8 protein-coding genes are annotated in these 17,166 nt (G+C 67.9%); 5 read left to right on the top strand and 3 right to left on the bottom strand.

The window, feature by feature from the left end:
- The first annotated feature begins 6 nt into the window (after nucleotides 1–6).
- The 3 genes from acs (at nucleotide 7) to ACTIEZ_RS07690 (ending at nucleotide 5,850) form a co-directional block, all read left to right on the top strand.
- A complete protein-coding gene (acs, locus tag ACTIEZ_RS07680; protein WP_439546078.1) occupies nucleotides 7–1,947 on the top strand; it encodes an acetate--CoA ligase in 1,941 nt (646 codons plus the stop codon).
- Between the two features lie 32 nt (nucleotides 1,948–1,979).
- Nucleotides 1,980–2,510, top strand: coding sequence for a cytochrome b (locus ACTIEZ_RS07685; protein WP_439546079.1), 531 nt, complete (start codon nucleotides 1,980–1,982; stop codon nucleotides 2,508–2,510).
- Between the two features lie 325 nt (nucleotides 2,511–2,835).
- Nucleotides 2,836–5,850 carry a VPS10 domain-containing protein gene (locus tag ACTIEZ_RS07690; protein WP_439546080.1) on the top strand — a complete coding sequence of 1,005 codons (3,015 nt, stop codon included), beginning with the start codon at nucleotides 2,836–2,838 and terminating at the stop codon, nucleotides 5,848–5,850.
- A 12-nt stretch (nucleotides 5,851–5,862) separates the two neighbouring features.
- On the opposite strand, the gene ACTIEZ_RS07695 is transcribed toward ACTIEZ_RS07690, so the two are convergent.
- Genes ACTIEZ_RS07695 through ACTIEZ_RS07705 form a run of 3 tightly spaced genes read right to left on the bottom strand, consistent with a single transcriptional unit; the run spans nucleotide 5,863 to nucleotide 8,946 of the window.
- Nucleotides 5,863–6,999, bottom strand: coding sequence for an alanine racemase (locus ACTIEZ_RS07695; protein WP_439546081.1), 1,137 nt, complete (start codon nucleotides 6,997–6,999; stop codon nucleotides 5,863–5,865).
- On the bottom strand, nucleotides 6,996–7,976 hold the full coding sequence (locus ACTIEZ_RS07700; RefSeq protein ID WP_439546082.1) for a threonine ammonia-lyase: 981 nt from the start codon (nucleotides 7,974–7,976) through the stop codon (nucleotides 6,996–6,998). The genes ACTIEZ_RS07695 and ACTIEZ_RS07700 overlap by 4 nt, the downstream gene beginning before the upstream one ends.
- A gap of 4 nt (nucleotides 7,977–7,980) precedes the next feature.
- Nucleotides 7,981–8,946, bottom strand: a complete 966-nt coding sequence (locus tag ACTIEZ_RS07705; protein WP_439546083.1) for an ornithine cyclodeaminase family protein — start codon at nucleotides 8,944–8,946, stop codon at nucleotides 7,981–7,983.
- A gap of 401 nt (nucleotides 8,947–9,347) precedes the next feature.
- Here ACTIEZ_RS07705 and ACTIEZ_RS07710 point away from each other — a divergent pair, with 401 nt between their 5' ends.
- Together ACTIEZ_RS07710 and pbpC are read left to right on the top strand one after the other, a co-directional pair.
- Nucleotides 9,348–15,023, top strand: a complete 5,676-nt coding sequence (locus tag ACTIEZ_RS07710; protein ID WP_439546130.1) for an alpha-2-macroglobulin family protein — start codon at nucleotides 9,348–9,350, stop codon at nucleotides 15,021–15,023.
- Between the two features lie 35 nt (nucleotides 15,024–15,058).
- Entirely contained in the window at nucleotides 15,059–17,137 is a 2,079-nt protein-coding gene (gene pbpC, locus ACTIEZ_RS07715; RefSeq protein WP_439546131.1) for a penicillin-binding protein 1C, read from the top strand.
- Nucleotides 17,138–17,166 lie beyond the last annotated feature (29 nt).

Raw genomic sequence — 17,166 nt, forward strand, 5'->3', positions numbered from 1 at the left:
TTCGCCATGGCCGAAGCCCTGTATCGAGTCCCCGCGGCGTGGGCAGCGCGTGCCCATATCGATGCGGCGCGCTACACGCGCATGCACGCACGCAGCCTGGCGGACCCCAATGGTTTCTGGCGCGAACAGGCCAAGATCATCGATTGGATCCAGCCGTTCACGCGCATCGACGAAAGCAATTTCAACCGTGAAGGCTTTGGCGTGCGCTGGTTCAGCGACGGCCTGCTGAACGTGTCCGCCAATTGTCTGGATCGTCATCTGGCGACCCGCGGCGACCAGCCGGCCATCATCTGGGAAGGCGATGATCCCGCCGATAGTCGGGTGATCAGCTATACAGCGCTGCACGAGATGACCTGCCGCATCGCCAACGTGTTGAAAAACGAAGGCGTGCGCCCGGGGGACCGGGTGGTGCTGTATCTGCCGATGATCCCGGAGGCCGCCGCCACCATGCTCGCCTGCGCCCGGATCGGCGCCGTCCATGCTGTGGTGTTCGGCGGCTTTTCGCCCGAAGCGCTGGCGGGGCGCATTGTCGATTGCGGCGCCACCATCGTCATCACCGCCGATGAGGGCCTGCGCGGCGGCAAGCATGTGCCGTTGAAGGCCAATGTCGATGCGGCGCTGGCGCTGTGCCCGGATGTGGCCCGGGTGCTGGTGGTGCGGCGCACCGGCGGCGAGGTGGCGATGCAGGCCGGGCGCGATCTGTGGCTGGACGAACTGGCAGCGGCGGCATCACCGACCTGCCCGGCCGAGATCATGGAGGCCGAAAGCCCGTTGTTCATCCTGTACACCAGCGGATCGACCGGCAAGCCCAAGGGCGTTCTGCACACCAGCGGCGGCTATCTGGTGTGGGCAGCGCTGACACACAAATATATATTCGATTATCAGCCGGGCGAGATTTTCTGGTGCACCGCCGATGTCGGCTGGGTCACCGGGCACAGCTATGGCGTCTATGGCCCGCTGGCCAACGGCGCCACCACCCTGATGTTCGAAGGCGTGCCCAATTATCCCGATCATGGCAGGTTCTGGCAGATCGTGGCGAAATGGCAGGTCAACACGCTGTACACCGCGCCCACCGCCATCCGCGCGCTGATGCGCGAAGGCGATGCGTGGGTGACGGCGCATGACCGTTCCTCGCTACGCCTGCTGGGCAGTGTCGGCGAACCGATCAACCCCGAAGCCTGGGATTGGTATCACCGGGTGGTCGGCGATTGCCGCTGCCCGATCGTGGACACCTGGTGGCAGACCGAAACCGGCGGCGCGCTGATCACGCCGCTGCCCGGGGCCACGGCGCTGAAGCCAGGATCGGCAAGCCTGCCGTTCTTTGGGGTCGAGCCGGTGCTGGTCGATGGCGAAGGCCGGCGGCTGGAGGGCGCGGTGGACGGCAATCTGTGCCTGGCGCGGTCATGGCCCGGCCAGATGCGCGGTGTGTGGGGCGACGAAGGCCGGTTCTTCGATGCCTATTTCTCCACCTTTCCCGGCCTGTATTTCACCGGCGACGGCTGCCGGCGCGATGCCGATGGCTATCATTGGATCACCGGCCGGGTGGACGATGTGATCAATGTGTCGGGCCACCGCATGGGATCGGCTGAGGTGGAATCTGCGCTGGTCGCGCACCCGCTGGTGGCCGAAGCCGCAGTGGTGGGGGTGCCGCACGAGATCAAGGGCCAGGGCATTTACGCCTATGTCATCCTGAACGCCGGCGAGAGTGCCAGTGACGCACTGCGCCGCGCGCTGGTGGCGCATGTCCGGCGTGAAATCGGCCCGATCGCCACGCCCGACGCGCTGCATTTCGCGCCTGGCCTGCCCAAGACGCGCAGCGGCAAGATCATGCGGCGCATTCTGCGCAAGATCGCCGAGAATGACGTGGGCAGCCTGGGCGACACCAGTACGCTGGCCGATCCGACCGTGGTCGATGCCCTTATCGACACTCGCCCCTCCGCCGGATAGGCCTTGGTCAGACCACAGCGGAGTTTGCCGACATGAGCCGATACAGCAAGGGCGCGATCACACTGCACTGGCTGATGGCGGTGCTGATCATCGGCAATCTGGCCGGCGGCTTCCTGCATGATTTCGTTCCCACCGAAGGCGGGCAGCGCAGCCTCGTGATGAGCCTGCACAAGAGCTTCGGGCTGAGCATCATCGTGCTCAGCCTGGTGCGGCTTGGCTGGCGGCTGGCCAACCCGCCGCCGCCCTTGCCCAATTATTTCACCACCGGTGAACGCTTCCTGTCGAAAACCGTGCATGGGGCTTTTTACGCTGCCATGCTGGCGCTGCCGCTGTCGGGCTGGGTGATGGCCGATCGCAACACGAGGCCGCTGGGCTGGTTCGGGGTGCCGGTGCCCAAATTCGGTGTCGAGAAAGCGATCGCCGATACAGCGCATGATCTGCACGAGATTCTGGGTTGGGCGTTGCTTGCACTGCTGGCCCTGCATGTGATGGGGATCATCAAGCACAAATGGCTGGACCGGGACAATCTGCTGCCACGCATGGGGCTGGGCCGCGCCCGCTGAGATTGGACACGCACAGGACCGCTCTCCCCGACGACAATGGGATTCCCAGACCAAGGGAAGGCCCGGGGAATATCAGGCTTGGCCCGCGACAATTTCGGGACTTTTCGCCAGATTCGCGGCCGATACGGGGTTGCGCTGTCCACCGGACCATTGCTGCCATCGCCACGATCAGCGACTGGTCATCCCGTAAAAAGAGTCATAGCGTGCGGACCGGGGAAGGGGACTGGCTGCAACGCCACCCGGCCATAGTGCAGCGCTTGGGGGGAAACGGGCGATGAATGCGGCGACACGACAGGCATCGGCAGCGACAGGCAGGCTCTGGCAATTGCTGGCAATCCCGGCGATCGCGCTGGCGTTGCAAATATCCGGTGCGCCGGCGCGGGCCGCTCCGGCGCCTCAGGATGCCTATGCCATGCTCAAGTGGCGCAATGTCGGCCCGGCGCGCGGCGGCCGGTCCATTGCGGCGGCAGGCCACGCCAGCCGGCCCTTTGAATATTATTTCGGCGCCACCGGCGGCGGCCTCTGGAAGACGGACGATGGCGGCACCAGCTGGCGCCCGGTAACCGACGGGCAGATCAACAGCGCATCGGTGGGCGCCGTTGCCGTGGCGCCTTCCAACCCGGACACCGTCTATATCGGCATGGGCGAAGGGGAACTTCGCGCCAACGTAATGCAGGGGGACGGTGTTTACCGGTCAAGCGATGCCGGCAAGACCTGGTCGCATGTCGGGCTGGCGAACACGCGCACGATCACGGCGCTGCGGGTGCATCCGGCCAACCCCGATATGGTTTATGCCACCGCGCTGGGGGATCCCTATGCGAGCAACGAGGATCGCGGTGTTTTCCGCACCCGCGACGGCGGCAAGAGCTGGCAGAAGATATTGTACCGATCGGCAGAGGCCGGCGCGGTTGACCTGGCGATCGATCCGCGCGACCCGCAAACCCTGTATGCCTCGTTGTGGCAGGTCTATCGCAAGCCGTGGAAGCTGTGGAGCGGCGGGCCGGGATCGGGCCTGTTCAAATCAACCGATGGCGGCGACACCTGGACCGAACTGACCCGCAACAAGGGTCTGCCGTCCGGCGTGCTTGGCAAGATCACCGTGACAGTCTCGCCAGCCGATTCCAGTCGGATCTATGCCAATATCGAAGCCGAAGCGGGCGGGCTCTACCGGTCCGATGACGCCGGGAAGACATGGACGCACATCAATGATGATCGCAACCTGTGGCAGCGATCATTTTATTTCATGCGGATGCAGGCCGATCCGGCAGACCGTGACACGCTGTATGTGCTCAGCTTCCGGCTCGAAAAATCCACCGATGGCGGCAAGAGCTTTTCGCCGGTGCCAACCCGCCATGCCGACATCCACGACCTGTGGATCGATCCGTCCAATCCCCGCCGCATGATCGTCGCCGATGATGGCGGCGCCAGCGTATCGGTCAATGGCGGCGCCACCTGGACCGAACAGGATCTGCCGACCGCGCAAATCTATCGACTAGCGACAACCAACAGCTTCCCGTTCCAGCTTTGCGGCGCCTTGCAGGACAACAGCAGCGTGTGCGTGCCCAGCCGGCTGACCAGCCGCCTCGACGAGGCATCGCATGTTGACGCCTTTGCCGACTTCAAGGTGGTCGCCAACAGCGAAAGCGGCTATGTCGCACCGCATCCCGCCAAGCCGGGCCTGTTCTTCGTGGGCGCCACCAATGCCCTGTCGCGCTTTGATGCCGGTCGGCAGCATACGCGCGATGTGCAACCCTATCCGTACAGCGTGATGGGTCAGCCAGCCAGTTCCATGAAGGAACGCTGGAACTGGACCTATCCCATCCTGTTCTCGCCGATCGCGCCGCATCCGCTGTACATCGGGTCCCAGCATCTGTGGCGCAGCCGGGACGAGGGCCAAAGCTGGCAGAAGATCAGTCCCGATCTCACCCGTGCTGATCCCGCGACATTGGGCGAAACCGGCGGGCCGATCCGCCCGGATCAGGATGGCCCGGAAGTCTATGGCACGATCTTCACCATCGCGCCCTCGCCAGTGAACCCACAGCTCGTCTGGACCGGTTCGGATGACGGGTTGGTGCATGTCACCCGCGACGATGGCGCATCCTGGCAGGCGGTGACCCCCGCTGGCCTGCCGCCCTACACCCGCATCAGCTTCATCCATGCCTCCGCCCACGATCCCGCCACGGCCTATCTGGCCGCTAAGCGCCACGAAATGGGGGATCGCCAGCCCTATCTCTACCGCACGCAAGATTATGGCGCGTCGTGGAGCCGGATCGACACGGGCCTGCCCGCCGAGGCCTTCACCCATGCCATCGTCGAGGACAGCAAGCAAAGGGGCCTGTTGTTTGTCGGCTCCGAAAAGGGCGTGCACACCTCGTTCGACAATGGCGCATCATGGCAACCGCTGTCCTTGAACCTGCCGGTGACGCATGTTTCCGGGCTGAGCGTGGTGGGTAACGAGCTTGCCATCGCCACGCACGGCCGCTCCTTCTATGTGCTGGAAGGGCTGGAAACGCTGCGCCACCTCGCGGCCGGCGGGCTGCCGTCTGGCCCCATGCTGTTTCCCGTGGCCGATGCCGTGCTGAACGCCGTCCCGGCGCGCATGAATGCCTATCTGGACACGGCGGTGAACGGCGCAACCCTGACCGTGTCGGACCAGGCTGGCGCCACGGTGCGCCGCATCGCGCTGCCCGGGCGCCTTGCTGCCGGCGCGCACAGCTTCGCCTGGAACCTGCGCCACGATGGTGCGGTGGTGTTCGATGGCATGGTGCTGGAGGCCGCCAACCCGGCCAATGGCCCGAACGTACTGCCCGGAACCTACCGGGTCACGCTGGATATCGGGCAGACCCGCCTTTCGCGTGACGTGACGGTGTTGCTGGACCCGCGGCTGGATGGCGTGACCCCGCGCGACCTGGAGGCACAGCATGATCTGGCGCTCAAGCTGCGGGATGCGGTGTCGACGGCCAATCAGACGGTGCGCGACATCCGGGCCTTGCGCGCGTCGTGGACCATGCCACTGCGCCGCGGCGCGCTTGCTGATCGGCGCCAGGTGCTGCTGGACAAGCTCGGCGCGATCGAGGCGACCCTTTATCAGGTTCGCAACCAGAGCCCGAAGGACAAGATTGCCTTCCCCATTCAACTGAACGACCGGCTTGCACACCTGATGGCCGTCGTTGGCCAGGGCAGCGGGGCGCCAACCCTGGCGCAGCGGCAGGTTTACGACGTTTTGCAGGGCGAGCTTGCTGTGGTGATGGACCGATATCGCGCCCTGATGCAGGCGGACGTGCCGCGCTTCACCCAGCAATTGCGCGCAACTGGCATGTCGATGCCGGCACCTCGCTGACGGAGCGGCGGCTCACCAGCCGCGCAAACGCGCCCACCGGGCGGTCACGCGGCCAGCTTCGATCACGTGATAATGGCCATGCTGCGCGGCGGTCGCACAGGCATGGTTGGGCAGGATACGAACCAGGCTGCCAATCGGCAGCACCGGCATGGGGCGGGGATCGCCGGGGCGCATCATCAGGATGCCATGTTCCTGGTTCGCGCTGCCCATGATCACGCCCGGCAATGGCTGGACGTCCAGATCGGTGACCACGCCATAACCCTGATCCACGGCTTGCCGTTCGGTGCCATGATCGCGTGACATGGCCATCCAGCCGGCATCCACGATCGCCCAGCCCTTGTCCTCCTGATGTCCGATCACCGTCGCCAGGACCGAAAGTGCGATGTCAGCGACCGTGCAGACACCGATGCCGGCCTGAACCAGATCGAAGAAGGTATAAACGCCGGCCCGCACTTCGGTGATGCCGGACAGGTCCTCCACGTGCAGCGCCGTCGGCGTTGAACCGATCGAAACCATCGGGCAGGGCAGGCCGGCGGCGCGAAGCCGTTCGGCCGCCAGTACGGACAGGTCACGCTCCGTCGTGGCGGCGCGGCGCAACGCAGCGTCGGAACTGGCATCGTAAGAACCGCCGGCGTGGGTCATCACCCCCATCAATTCGGTGCCCGTGGCGGCGTGCAGGGTCCGCGCGATCGCCAGCAAGGTGTCGGAATGCGGATCGACGCCGCCACGGTGGCTGTCGACATCCAGTTCGATCAGCACCTTGAACCGGGTGTCCATCGCGGCGGCGCGGGCGACAACCGCTTCGGCCATGGCGACGCTGTCGAGAATGATCTTCATGTCGCCACCCCGCGATTGGAGCGCTGCGATCTGATCCAGTTTGCGCGGCGTGATGCCCACCGCGTACAAAATGTCGGTCATCCCGGCCGCCAGGAAATGTTCCGCCTCGGCCAGGGTGGACACGGTGATGCCGGCGACGCTTCCAGCGGCCAGCACATGCTTCAGCACGTCGGCCGATTTGTGGGTCTTCACATGCGGGCGCAGCCTTCCACCGCGCGCCGCGACATGCTGCGCCATGCGCGCGAGGTTGGCCCGCATTCGCGCGGCATCGATCAGCAGCGACGGGGTTTCGAGGTCAGCAAGGGCGGTCATTCGTCGCCTTGCCGCAGGATGGCCGCAAATGCCTCCCGGTCAACATTGCCGCCCGAAACGACGATGGCGACAATCTTCCCCCGCGCGTCGATCTTTCCCGACAGCAAGGCCGCCAGCGCCACGGCGCCGCCCGGTTCGATGACCAGCTTCAGCGCGGTGAAGGCAAATCGCATCGCGTCGCGCACCTCGTCGTCGCTCACCACCAGGCCGCCGGCGAGCAGCCGCTGGTTGATCGGGAATGTGAGCGCGCCGGGGGTCGGTGCCAGCAAGGCGTCGCAGATCGAGCGGGCTTCGGGCGAATTGGACCTCCGCACGCCGCCGACAAGAGATCGGGCGGTATCGTCAAAGCCGGCCGGCTCCACGCCAAAAACCGCGGTCGCCGGGCTGAGCGCGTTGACCGCGGTCGCCGTGCCGGCAATCAACCCACCCCCGCCAACGCAGCATAGCAGCATATCAAGATCGGCACCCACCGCGGCCGCCTGCCGAACAATCTCCAGCCCGACCGTGCCCTGGCCAGCGATGATGTGCGGATCATCGTAGGATGGCACCACAACCGCACCACGATCGCGCGCAATGCCAAAGGAAATCGCCTCGCGATCCTCGGTGTGGCGATCATACGACACCACCTCCGCCCCATATGCCAGCGTGTTGGCGCGTTTGATGGCCGGCGCGTCGGACGGCATCACGATCGTAGCCCGCGTACCCAGCAACCGCGCAACGGCGGCCACCGCCTGGGCATGATTGCCGGATGACCAGGCGACAACCCCGGCTGCACGTTCCTGCGCCGTCAACATCGAAAGCCGGTTGCAGGCGCCCCGAAACTTGAACGAGCCCGAGCGCTGGAGCATCTCGGCCTTGACCAGAACCTTCGCACCAACCCGTTCGTCGAGCGCGTCAAACGACAGCAGCGGGGTGACGGCGGCGGTGCCGGCAATGCGTGCGGCGGCGGCTTCGATATCGGCGATCGTGATGGTCATGGGTTCAATCCTCCAGTTCGACCGCGCGTCCGGCAGCCTGCGCCAGCGCGACGGCCAGCCGCGCCGCTGCGACATCCTGCAGCCCGACCCCGGTGCTGTCGAACAGGGTGATGTCGTCGGCCGACAGGCGCCCGTGCTGCGTGCCGTTGATCACCGCGCCGATGGGCGTCAGCGCGGCGGTGTCGATCAGGCCGGCCGCGTGGGCATGCTGGCACTCGCCCAGGGTGATGGCCTGCGCCGGTTCATCGACGAACAGTCTGGCCCGCGCCACCAGGTGCGCGTCTACTTCCTGCTTGCCCTTGGTGTCGGCGCCCATGCACGCAAGGTGGGTGCCGGGGCGCACCCAGCCATCCTCGATCACGGCGCTGAACGACGGCGTTACCGTGATGATCACGTCGGACATGCGCGCCATGTCCTCGGCCGATTGGATGCTGATCGGCAGGTCGGTGTCCGCCAGCGCCGCCGCCAGCGCCTCGCCCCGCGCCGGATCGCGTGCTGCGATCACCAGCCGTGAAAAGGCCCGTTCCGCCAACGCGGCGCGCATCTGGAATTCCGCCTGGCCGCCGGCACCGAGGATGCCCAGCACCCTGGCGTCTGGCCGGGCAAGGTGCCGGATCGATATGGCGCTGGCCGCCGCCGTGCGCAGCGCTGTCAGGAATGTGCCGCGCACCAGTGCCATCGGCGCGCCGCTGTCGCAGTCGAACAGCAGGACGGTCGATTGGTGATTGGCAAGGCCGCGCGCACGATTGCCCGGCCACAGCCCGCCAGCCTTCACGCCCAGCGCCGGCCCGGTGCGATCCATGCCGGATTTGAATCCGAAAATGGCATCGGCATATCCCAGCCGTTCACGCACCACGGGAAAATTTGCGGCCTCGCCCGATGCCATCGCCGCATAGACCGCCTCGATCACGGCGGTGACCCTGTTTTGTGGCACCAGATCGATCACGCATTGTTCGGAAATATAGAACATGTTGCCCCAATTCACTGGCTGCCCCCCTGAACCGGCCGCCGGCTCGCTTCTAGGCCATCACAGGCGTGTTGGACAACGGCAGGCTTGCCAAAGCCTGCCGTTGTCCCGCCTTGCCGCGCGCTGGCCTGCCGATCTTGCCCGGCTGCGATCAGCGCATCGGCTTTGCGGGCATGATGGTTTGGCTGTTCTGGTTCGGTATGGCGCTGTGGCGCCATGGCATTCGCAAGCCGCGATGTCGAAACGTCGGGCTTGAGCCGGCCAGAAGGGGTCAGGCTGTGCTGTCAATGGATCCACGATGCGCCCGGCGGCTTGTCGAACACACGTGCTTGGGCCATCGTGTTTCTGCTCGAAAAGGGATTGCGGTGACGCGGCAGGGGCAGATCATCAGCGTTGCGTTGCTCGTGTTGGCCGCCGCCGCTGCCGGGGGTGCACCGCCGCCGCGTGTCAGCCGCTTTTCGCCGACCGGCAGTGTCCAGGCGCCCGAGCAGATCGCCGTGCAGTTCGCGACGCCGATGGTGGCACTTGGCGATCCGCGGCAAGCAGCGCCAATCATGGGCAATTGTTCGGCGGGCGCGGCGGGGCGCTGGGCCGATGCGCAAACCTATGTCGTCGATCTGCCGGCGGCGCTGCCCGGCGGGCGCAAATGCCAATATGATCTGGTGCCGGGGCTGCGCGATGCCCGCGGCGCAGCGGTGGGCGGGGCGCGCCGGTTCGGCTTCGACACTGGCGGTCCGGCCGTGCGGGCGGCACTGCCCGACGATGGCCAGATCGAGGAGGATCAGCTGTTCCTGCTGGCGTTGAACGCGCGGCCGACGGCGGCGTCGGTGGCGGCCGGGGCGGCATGCCTGATCGAGGGGGTCGGGGAGGCCGTGCCGCTCGACATCTTGCCCGATAGCGCGCGCGACACGGTGCTGCAGGGTGCGGCCGCCGACTATCGGGTGCGGCGGTTTCTGGAGTTGGCGGGGTGGCGCAAGCCCGAATATGGGGATGATGCGGTGCCGCCGCGGGCGGTGATCGTGGCGACCCGGTGCCGTCGGGCGTTGCCGGCGGGAGGCAAGGTCACGCTGCGCTGGGGCGGCGACATCGCAACGGCCGAAGGATTGAAGGCCGGCGCGCCTTACCGGGCGGCGATCGCGGTGCGGCCGGCGTTTGCAGCCCGCTTCGAATGTGCGCGGGTCAACAGCGCGGCGGCGTGCTTGCCCCTCGAAGCGATGCGGCTCAGCTTTGCCGGCGTAGTGCCGCTGGCCCGGGCCATGGCGGTGCGGCTGGTTGGCCCTGATGGCAAGGCGCTGGCGCCGGTAGCGCCCAAGCAGCGGGTGGCGACCGTCGGGCAGGTCGAGTGGAAAGCGCCGTTCGTTGCGCAGGCGCAGTATCGGATTGTGCTGCCGGCCGGGCTGAAGGACGATGCCGGGCGTTCGCTGGTGAACGCGGGACGCTTCCCGCTGGCGGTGGCGACCGGGGACTTCCCGCCGCTGGCAAAGTTCGCCGGGACCTTCGGCATATTGGAGGCGGCGGAGGGCAGCGTGCTGCCGGTGACGCTGCGCGGCGTGGAGACGCCGGTGGCGGCGGGCGGGTTGACGTTGCAGGCACGGGCCCTGCCGGTGACGAACGACGGCGCGGTGGCGGCGTGGCTGCGGCGGCTCGAGGAGGCCGAGGAACGCACATTTGCCGAAGAACCGATCGCAGGATCGGACCGCACCATGCGTATCGAGACAACGCGAAACACGCCATTGATCGCAGGCAATGCGGCGGCGCTCAGCTTCCGGATTGCGCGCGACAAGGACCCGCGCACGTTCGAGGTCGTGGGCATTCCCCTGAAGGCGCGCGGCTTTCACGTTGTCGAGATTGCCTCGCCGGCGCTGGGCAAGGCGCTGCTTGGGCGCGGCGGCACGCGCTATGTGGCGACCGGCGCGCTGGTCACCGACATGGCGGTGCACTGGCAATGGGGCAAGGGGCGGAGCCTGGCCTGGGTGACGCGGCTTGCAGACGCCACGCCGGTGGCCGGCGCGGTGATTGCAGTGACCGACAGTTGTTCGGGGCGGCTGTTGTGGCAAGGGCGCAGCGATGCGGCAGGGCGGGCGGTGATCGGCGATGTGCTGCCGCCGCCGTCGAGCTATGGCAGTTGTCGCTATGGCACCGATCACCCGTTGATGGTGAGCGCGCGGACGGCGGACGACTATAGTTTTACATTGTCCAACTGGGGCAGCGGCATCCAGGGCAGCGATTTCAACCTGTCGCAGGGCTGGGGATATCAGGCGACGGCGGTACACACGATCTTCGACCGGACGTTGCTGCGGCTGGGCGAGACGATCAACATGAAGCTGCTGGCGCGGCAACGGACGGATGCGGGGTTTGCCGCGGCACCGCCGATTACCGCTGCCAAGCTGACGATCCGCCATCTGGGATCGGATACCGATTTCGAAACACCGCTTGCGGTGGTGGGCGCGGGTGCGACGGCAAGCTGGACGGTGCCGAAGACGGCGCCGCTGGGGGATTATCAACTGCGCCTGACCGGCACCGACGGCGAAGCGCAAACCGTGGGCCGTTTCAAGGTGGAAGAATATCGCCTGCCGACCGTGCGGGCGAGCGTGACGGGGCCGCGCGGGCGGCTGGTGGCACCGACACAGGTGCCGGTCGATCTGGCGTTGACCTATTTGTCGGGTGGCGCGGTGGTGGCGGCGCCGGTCAAGCTGCGCACCATCGTGGAGCCGCGGACGGTGATCGTGCCGGGCTATGAGGACTGGTCGTTCAGCGGCGAGACCATGGTGGCGGGGATCGTGCCGCTGGGCAGCGATGGCGAGGCGCCCGATGCAGCGCGCGCACCGATGCGCGCGCGGATCGAGCCGGTGGCGCTGGGCCCGAAAGGCGTGGCGCGGGTGGTGGTGGGTGATCTCGCGCCGGTGACGGTACCGTCGCGTCTGATTGCCGAGATGGATTATGACGACGCCAACGGCGAAGTGGCGACGACCTCGGCGCGGATCGACCTTGATCCAGCCGCGGTGCGGGTCGGATTGAAGACCGACGGCTGGCTGGCCAAGGCCGATGACCTGCGGCTGACGCTGGTGGTGCTCGATCTGGAAGGCCGGCCGGTCAAGGGCCAGCGGGTGGGCGTGACGCTGTTTTCCCGCGAGACGTACAGTTATCGCAAGCGGTTGATCGGGGGCTTTTATGCCTATGACAACAGCCGCGAGACGAAGCAGCTCGCTGCCACATGCACCGGCACCACCGATGCGCTGGGTCGGCTGGCGTGCAGCCTCGATGCTGGTGTGTCGGGCGAAGTGGTGGCGGTGGCCGAGACGAAGGACACGGCCGGGCGTGTGGCGCGGGCCTCGACTTCGGTCTGGCTGGCCGGTGACGACGACTGGTGGTTCGGCGGCGACAATGGCGACCGCATGGACGTGATACCGGAACAGGCGACGGTGGCGGCCGATGGCGTGGCACGCTTGCAGGTGCGCATGCCGTTCCGGCGGGCCACGGCGCTGGTCACGGTGCTGCGCGACGGCGTGATCGACAGCTTCGTGACGGAGCTTTCGGGCAAGGACCCGGTGGTCGAAGTGCGGATGAAGGCGGGTCATGCGCCCAATGTCTATGTGTCGGTGCTGGCGGTCAGGGGCCGGGTAGCGGGCTGGCGGCTGTGGCTGGCGGATCTGGCGCGGCGCTGGAACCTGCCATGGATCAGCCGCGAGGCGGCGTATCCCACATCGCTCGTCGACCTGGCCAAGCCGAGTTACCGATTGGGCATGGCCAAGCTGACGGTGGGTTGGGATCGGCATCGGCTGGGTGTGACCGTGGCGAGCGACCGGCCGAGCTACGCCGTGCGCAGTGCGGCGCAGGCGCAGGTGCGGGTTGTGCCGCCCAAGGGCCGGGTGCTGCCACGCGATGCCGAGGTGGCGTTCGCTGCGGTCGATGAAGCGCTGCTGCAGTTGCAGGACAATGACAGTTGGGATGTGCTGACCGCGATGATGGCGGAACGGCCGCTGGGCGTGGTGATGGCCACGGCGCAGACGCAGGTGGTCGGCAAGCGGCATTATGGGCGCAAGGCGGTGGCGGCCGGCGGAGGTGGCGGTGCCGGTACGGGCCAGGTGCGGCGCGAGTTCAATCCCGTGCTGTTGTGGCGGGCGCGGGTGCCGCTGGATGCGCGCGGCCAAGCGGTGGTGCCGCTGCGGCTGAACGATTCGCTGTCCGGATTCCGGCTGGTAGCGGTGGCGACGGCGGGGGCGGATCTGTTCGGAACGGGGATGACGACGATCCGCACGACACAGGATCTGCAGTTGCTGGCCGGCATCCCGCCGCTGGTGCGCGATGGCGATGATTATGTGGCGACCGTGCTGGCGCGCAACACCACGCAAGCGCCGATGCGGGTGCGGATGACTGGCAACGCCGGGGCGATCGTGCTGCCGCCGATCGATCTGCTGGTGCCGGCGGGCGGAGCACAGACGGCGGCGTGGCGGGTGGTGGCGCCCGCCGATGGCCCGGTGGTGTGGCGGGTGGCGGCCAAGGCTGAAGCTGGCCAGACCGATCGGGTCGAGGTGACGCAAGCCGTGCTGCCGGCGGTACCCGTGGAGACCTGGGCAGCCAGTGTCGTCCAGGCCGGGGCGCCGGCGCTGCCAGTGGCGGCGCCGGCGGGGGCCTTGCCCGGGCGTGGCGGCGTGGTGGTGGCGGCGAGCCGGTCGCTGGGCGGCGATCTGCCCGGCGTGCGCCAGTATATGGCGGCCTACCCCTATGATTGCATCGAACAACGCCTGTCGCGGGCGGTGGCGCTGGGCGATCGCGCGGCCTGGGACAATGCGGTGGCGGCGTTGCCGGGCTATCTCGATCGGGATGGTTTGGTGCGGTTTTTCCCGGCGGACTGGATCGAAGGCGACGAGGCGTTGACGGCCTATATCCTGCGCCTGTCGACGGCCAGCGGGTGGGCGCTGCCAGAGGTGACGCGCGACAAGATGGTGCGCGGGCTGACTGGCTTTGTCGCCGGGCGGGTGGTGCGCAGCCGTGCCGATGTGTTGGGCGATGGCCCGTCGCGGCTGGTGGCGGCAGTGGCGGCGCTGGCGGCGGTGGGGGCCGCCACACCGCAGATGGTGGAGCCGTTGAATGTGGCGCCCGACACCTGGCCGACGGTGACGGTGATCGACTGGATCGAGCTGCTTGAACGGCTGTCGGTCTCGGGTCGCGCGGCAAAGATGGCGCAAGCCGAGGCGGTGTTGCGGGCGCGCATCGATGTGCAGGGCACAACGCTGCGGATCACGCGCAGCGAGGCGCCGTTCCAGCTACTGGCCAGCCCCGATTCGACGGCGGCGCAGCTCCTGATGCTGAGCAGCCGCCGACCGGGGTGGCAGGCCGATGCGCCGCGGATCGCGCGGGCGCTGATGCTGGGGCAGCGGCGCGGGCATTGGGACACGACGCCGGCCAACGCGCTCGGCACGCTGGCCATGCGCCAGTTCGCGCAGGCGTTCGAGGCGGCGCCGGTGACCGGGACGACGCGGGTGGCGCTGGGCAGTGCAACGGCGCGCTTTGCCTGGAACGGCAGCCCGGCGACGCAGACATTGGCGTGGCCGGGCGGGCCGGGGACCCTCACCAGCAGCCACGAAGGTGGCGGGGCGCCGTGGTTGATGGTGTCGGCGCGGGCGGCGGTGCCATTGCGGGCGGCGGTGGCGAGTGGCTTCGCGCTGAGCCGACAGGTGACGGCCGTCAGCCAGGCGGTGGCGGGGCGGTGGACGCGCGGCGACGTGATGCGAGTGCGCGTGACGGTGACGCCGCGCGCGCCGGCGCAATGGGTGGTGATCAACGATCCGGTGCCGGCGGGCGCGACGATCCTGGGCGGTGCGCTGGGCGGCCGATCGCAGCTGCTGGCAGGCAACGAGACCGGCAGCGGCGCGCAGCCGAGCTTTGTCGAACGGCGCGGTGATGCGGTGCACGCGCATTATGCGGCGCTGGGACGGGCGGCGGTGACCTATGAATATACGCTGCGGCTGGGCAGTGCCGGCACCTTCCGGATGCCGCCGACGCGGGTCGAAGCGCTGTATGCGCCCGAGATGATGGCGATGGTGCCGAACGCGCCGGTTGTGGTGGCGGGGCGTTGACGGAGCGCCGAAAACGCCTGGCGATCATGGCAGCGATGGCGATCGGGCTGATTTGCGCCGCGCTGCTGACGGACCCGGGGCGACCGCCAACTTACGATGCGTTACGGGCAAGAGCGCCTTCGAGCGAGGCGCGGCTGCTGGCACGCGACGGTCGGCTGCTGGACGTGCGGCGAACAGATCCTGAGCTGCGGCAGCTCGACTGGGTGCCGCTGGCGCGGATCAGCAGCGCCCTGACGGCACGCATCGTGGCATCGGAGGACCGGCGCTTTGCCGCCCACCGCGGGGTCGACTGGACGGCGGCCGGGAGTGCGCTGCGCGACCGGCTGCGCGGACAGGGTGGGCGCGGGGCGAGCACGATCACCATGCAACTGGCGGCACTGCTCGACCCGGCAATCGGCAGTGCCGGCAACCGTTCCTGGCGGCAAAAGCTGATGCAGGCGCGGGCGGCGTGGGCAATTGAGCGGACCTGGACGAAACCGCAGATACTGGAGGCGTGGCTGAACCTGCTGCCGTTCCGGGGGGACCTGGTGGGCATTGATGCGGCGGCCCGCGCGCTGGCCGGCAAGGCGCCGGCCGGGATCGATGCGGCGGAGGCTGCGGTGCTGACGGCGCTGGCGCGCGGGCCATCGGCACGTCAGGCGGTGGTGATGGCGCGGGCGTGTCGGGCGGCGCCAGCGCTGCCGTGCCGCGATATCGAAGTGGTGACGGCGCGGATGCTGGGCCCGCGCGCGGCGATCCGGGGACCCGGGCTGGCGCCGCAACTGGCGGACCGGCTGCTGGTGGCCGGCACCAGCGGCGCGGTGCAAACCACGATCGACCTCGATATCCAGCGGCTTGCGTCGGATGCCCTCGCCAGCCAGTTGGCGGCACTGTCGCCGCGCAACGTGCGGGATGGCGCCGCCATCGTTGTTGACAACGCAACCGGCGAGATACTGGCGTGGGTGGGATCAGCCGGGCCGGCGTCGACAGCGGCGGCAGTCGACGGGGTGACGGCGCCGCGCCAGGCCGGTTCGACGCTGAAGCCGCAACTATATGCGCTGGCCATCGAACGGCGGCTGTTGACCGCGGCATCGGTGCTGGATGATGCACCGGTCGATCTGGATACTGCGTCGGGGCTCTATATCCCGCAGAATTACGACCGCAGCTTTCGCGGGCCGGTGACGGTGCGGTCGGCGCTGGGCAACAGCCTGAACGTGCCAGCGGTGCGCACCCTTCTGCTCGTCGGGGTCGATGCGTTTCGCGACCGGCTATATGATGCGGGGTACAAGGGGATCAGCCGAGACGGCGACTATTATGGCTTTTCGCTGGCGCTGGGATCCGCGGAGGTGACGTTGCTGGAGCAGGCGGCGGCATTTCGGGCGCTGGCGCGGGACGGACGCTGGTCTCCGTTGCGTATCCGGCCTGGTGCAGCGCCGGCTGATGTGAGGGTGATCGAGGCGGGCGCAGCGGGCATCGTGCGCGACATTCTGGTCGATCCTTCGGCGCGGACAGCGACGTTCGGGGAGGATAACGGCCTCGCCATGCCGTTTCCGGCGGCGGTAAAGACCGGCACGTCGAAGGCGCTGCGCGACAATTGGTGCATCGGCTTTTCGGATCGCTTCACCGTCGCCGTGTGGGTGGGCAATTTCGAAGGCGACCCGATGATCGGGGTGTCGGGGATGACCGGGGCGGCACCGGCATGGGCGCGCATCATGCTGGCGCTGCATGCAGCGAAGCCGGGGCAGGGTTTTTCACTGCCCGCCGGCGTTGTGCGGCAACGGGTGCACTGGGCGCCGGCCATCGAGCCGCCGCGCGAGGAGCTGTTCCTGCGCGGCACCGCTCTCGACACCGTACGCATCGCCGAGGCGGCGCAGCTGCGGCCGCGGCTGCTGGCACCGGCCGATGGGGCGGTGGTTGCAATCGATCCCGATATTCCGTCGGCGCGGCAGCGGGTGACGATCCGGGCGACGGGATCGCTACCAGGTTTGGCGATCGCCATCGATGGGCGTGCCGTCGCAATGCGACGTGACGGCAACCGGTTGACAGCGTTGTGGCGGCCGGTCCCGGGCGTGCATTTGGTGGCGCTGACCGATGGGCAGCATATCCACGATCGCTTGAGGCTGGTGGTCCGTTGAGCAACGCCTGCTGACCGGGTCTGTACCGC

This window comes from Sandarakinorhabdus sp. (genome assembly GCF_051860625.1).
Lineage (GTDB): Bacteria > Pseudomonadota > Alphaproteobacteria > Sphingomonadales > Sphingomonadaceae > Sandarakinorhabdus.

Bases quoted from the DNA above. Each gene is read 5' to 3' on its own strand.
- acs (WP_439546078.1), top strand. From the start codon at position 7: ATGGCCGAAGCCCTGTATCGAGTCCCCGCGGCGTGGGCAGCGCGTGCC.
- ACTIEZ_RS07685 (WP_439546079.1), top strand. From the start codon at position 1,980: ATGAGCCGATACAGCAAGGGCGCGATCACACTGCACTGGCTGATGGCG.
- ACTIEZ_RS07695 (WP_439546081.1), bottom strand. From the start codon at position 6,999: ATGACCGCCCTTGCTGACCTCGAAACCCCGTCGCTGCTGATCGATGCC.
- ACTIEZ_RS07700 (WP_439546082.1), bottom strand. From the start codon at position 7,976: ATGACCATCACGATCGCCGATATCGAAGCCGCCGCCGCACGCATTGCC.
- ACTIEZ_RS07705 (WP_439546083.1), bottom strand. From the start codon at position 8,946: ATGTTCTATATTTCCGAACAATGCGTGATCGATCTGGTGCCACAAAAC.
- pbpC (WP_439546131.1), top strand. From the start codon at position 15,059: ATGGCGATCGGGCTGATTTGCGCCGCGCTGCTGACGGACCCGGGGCGA.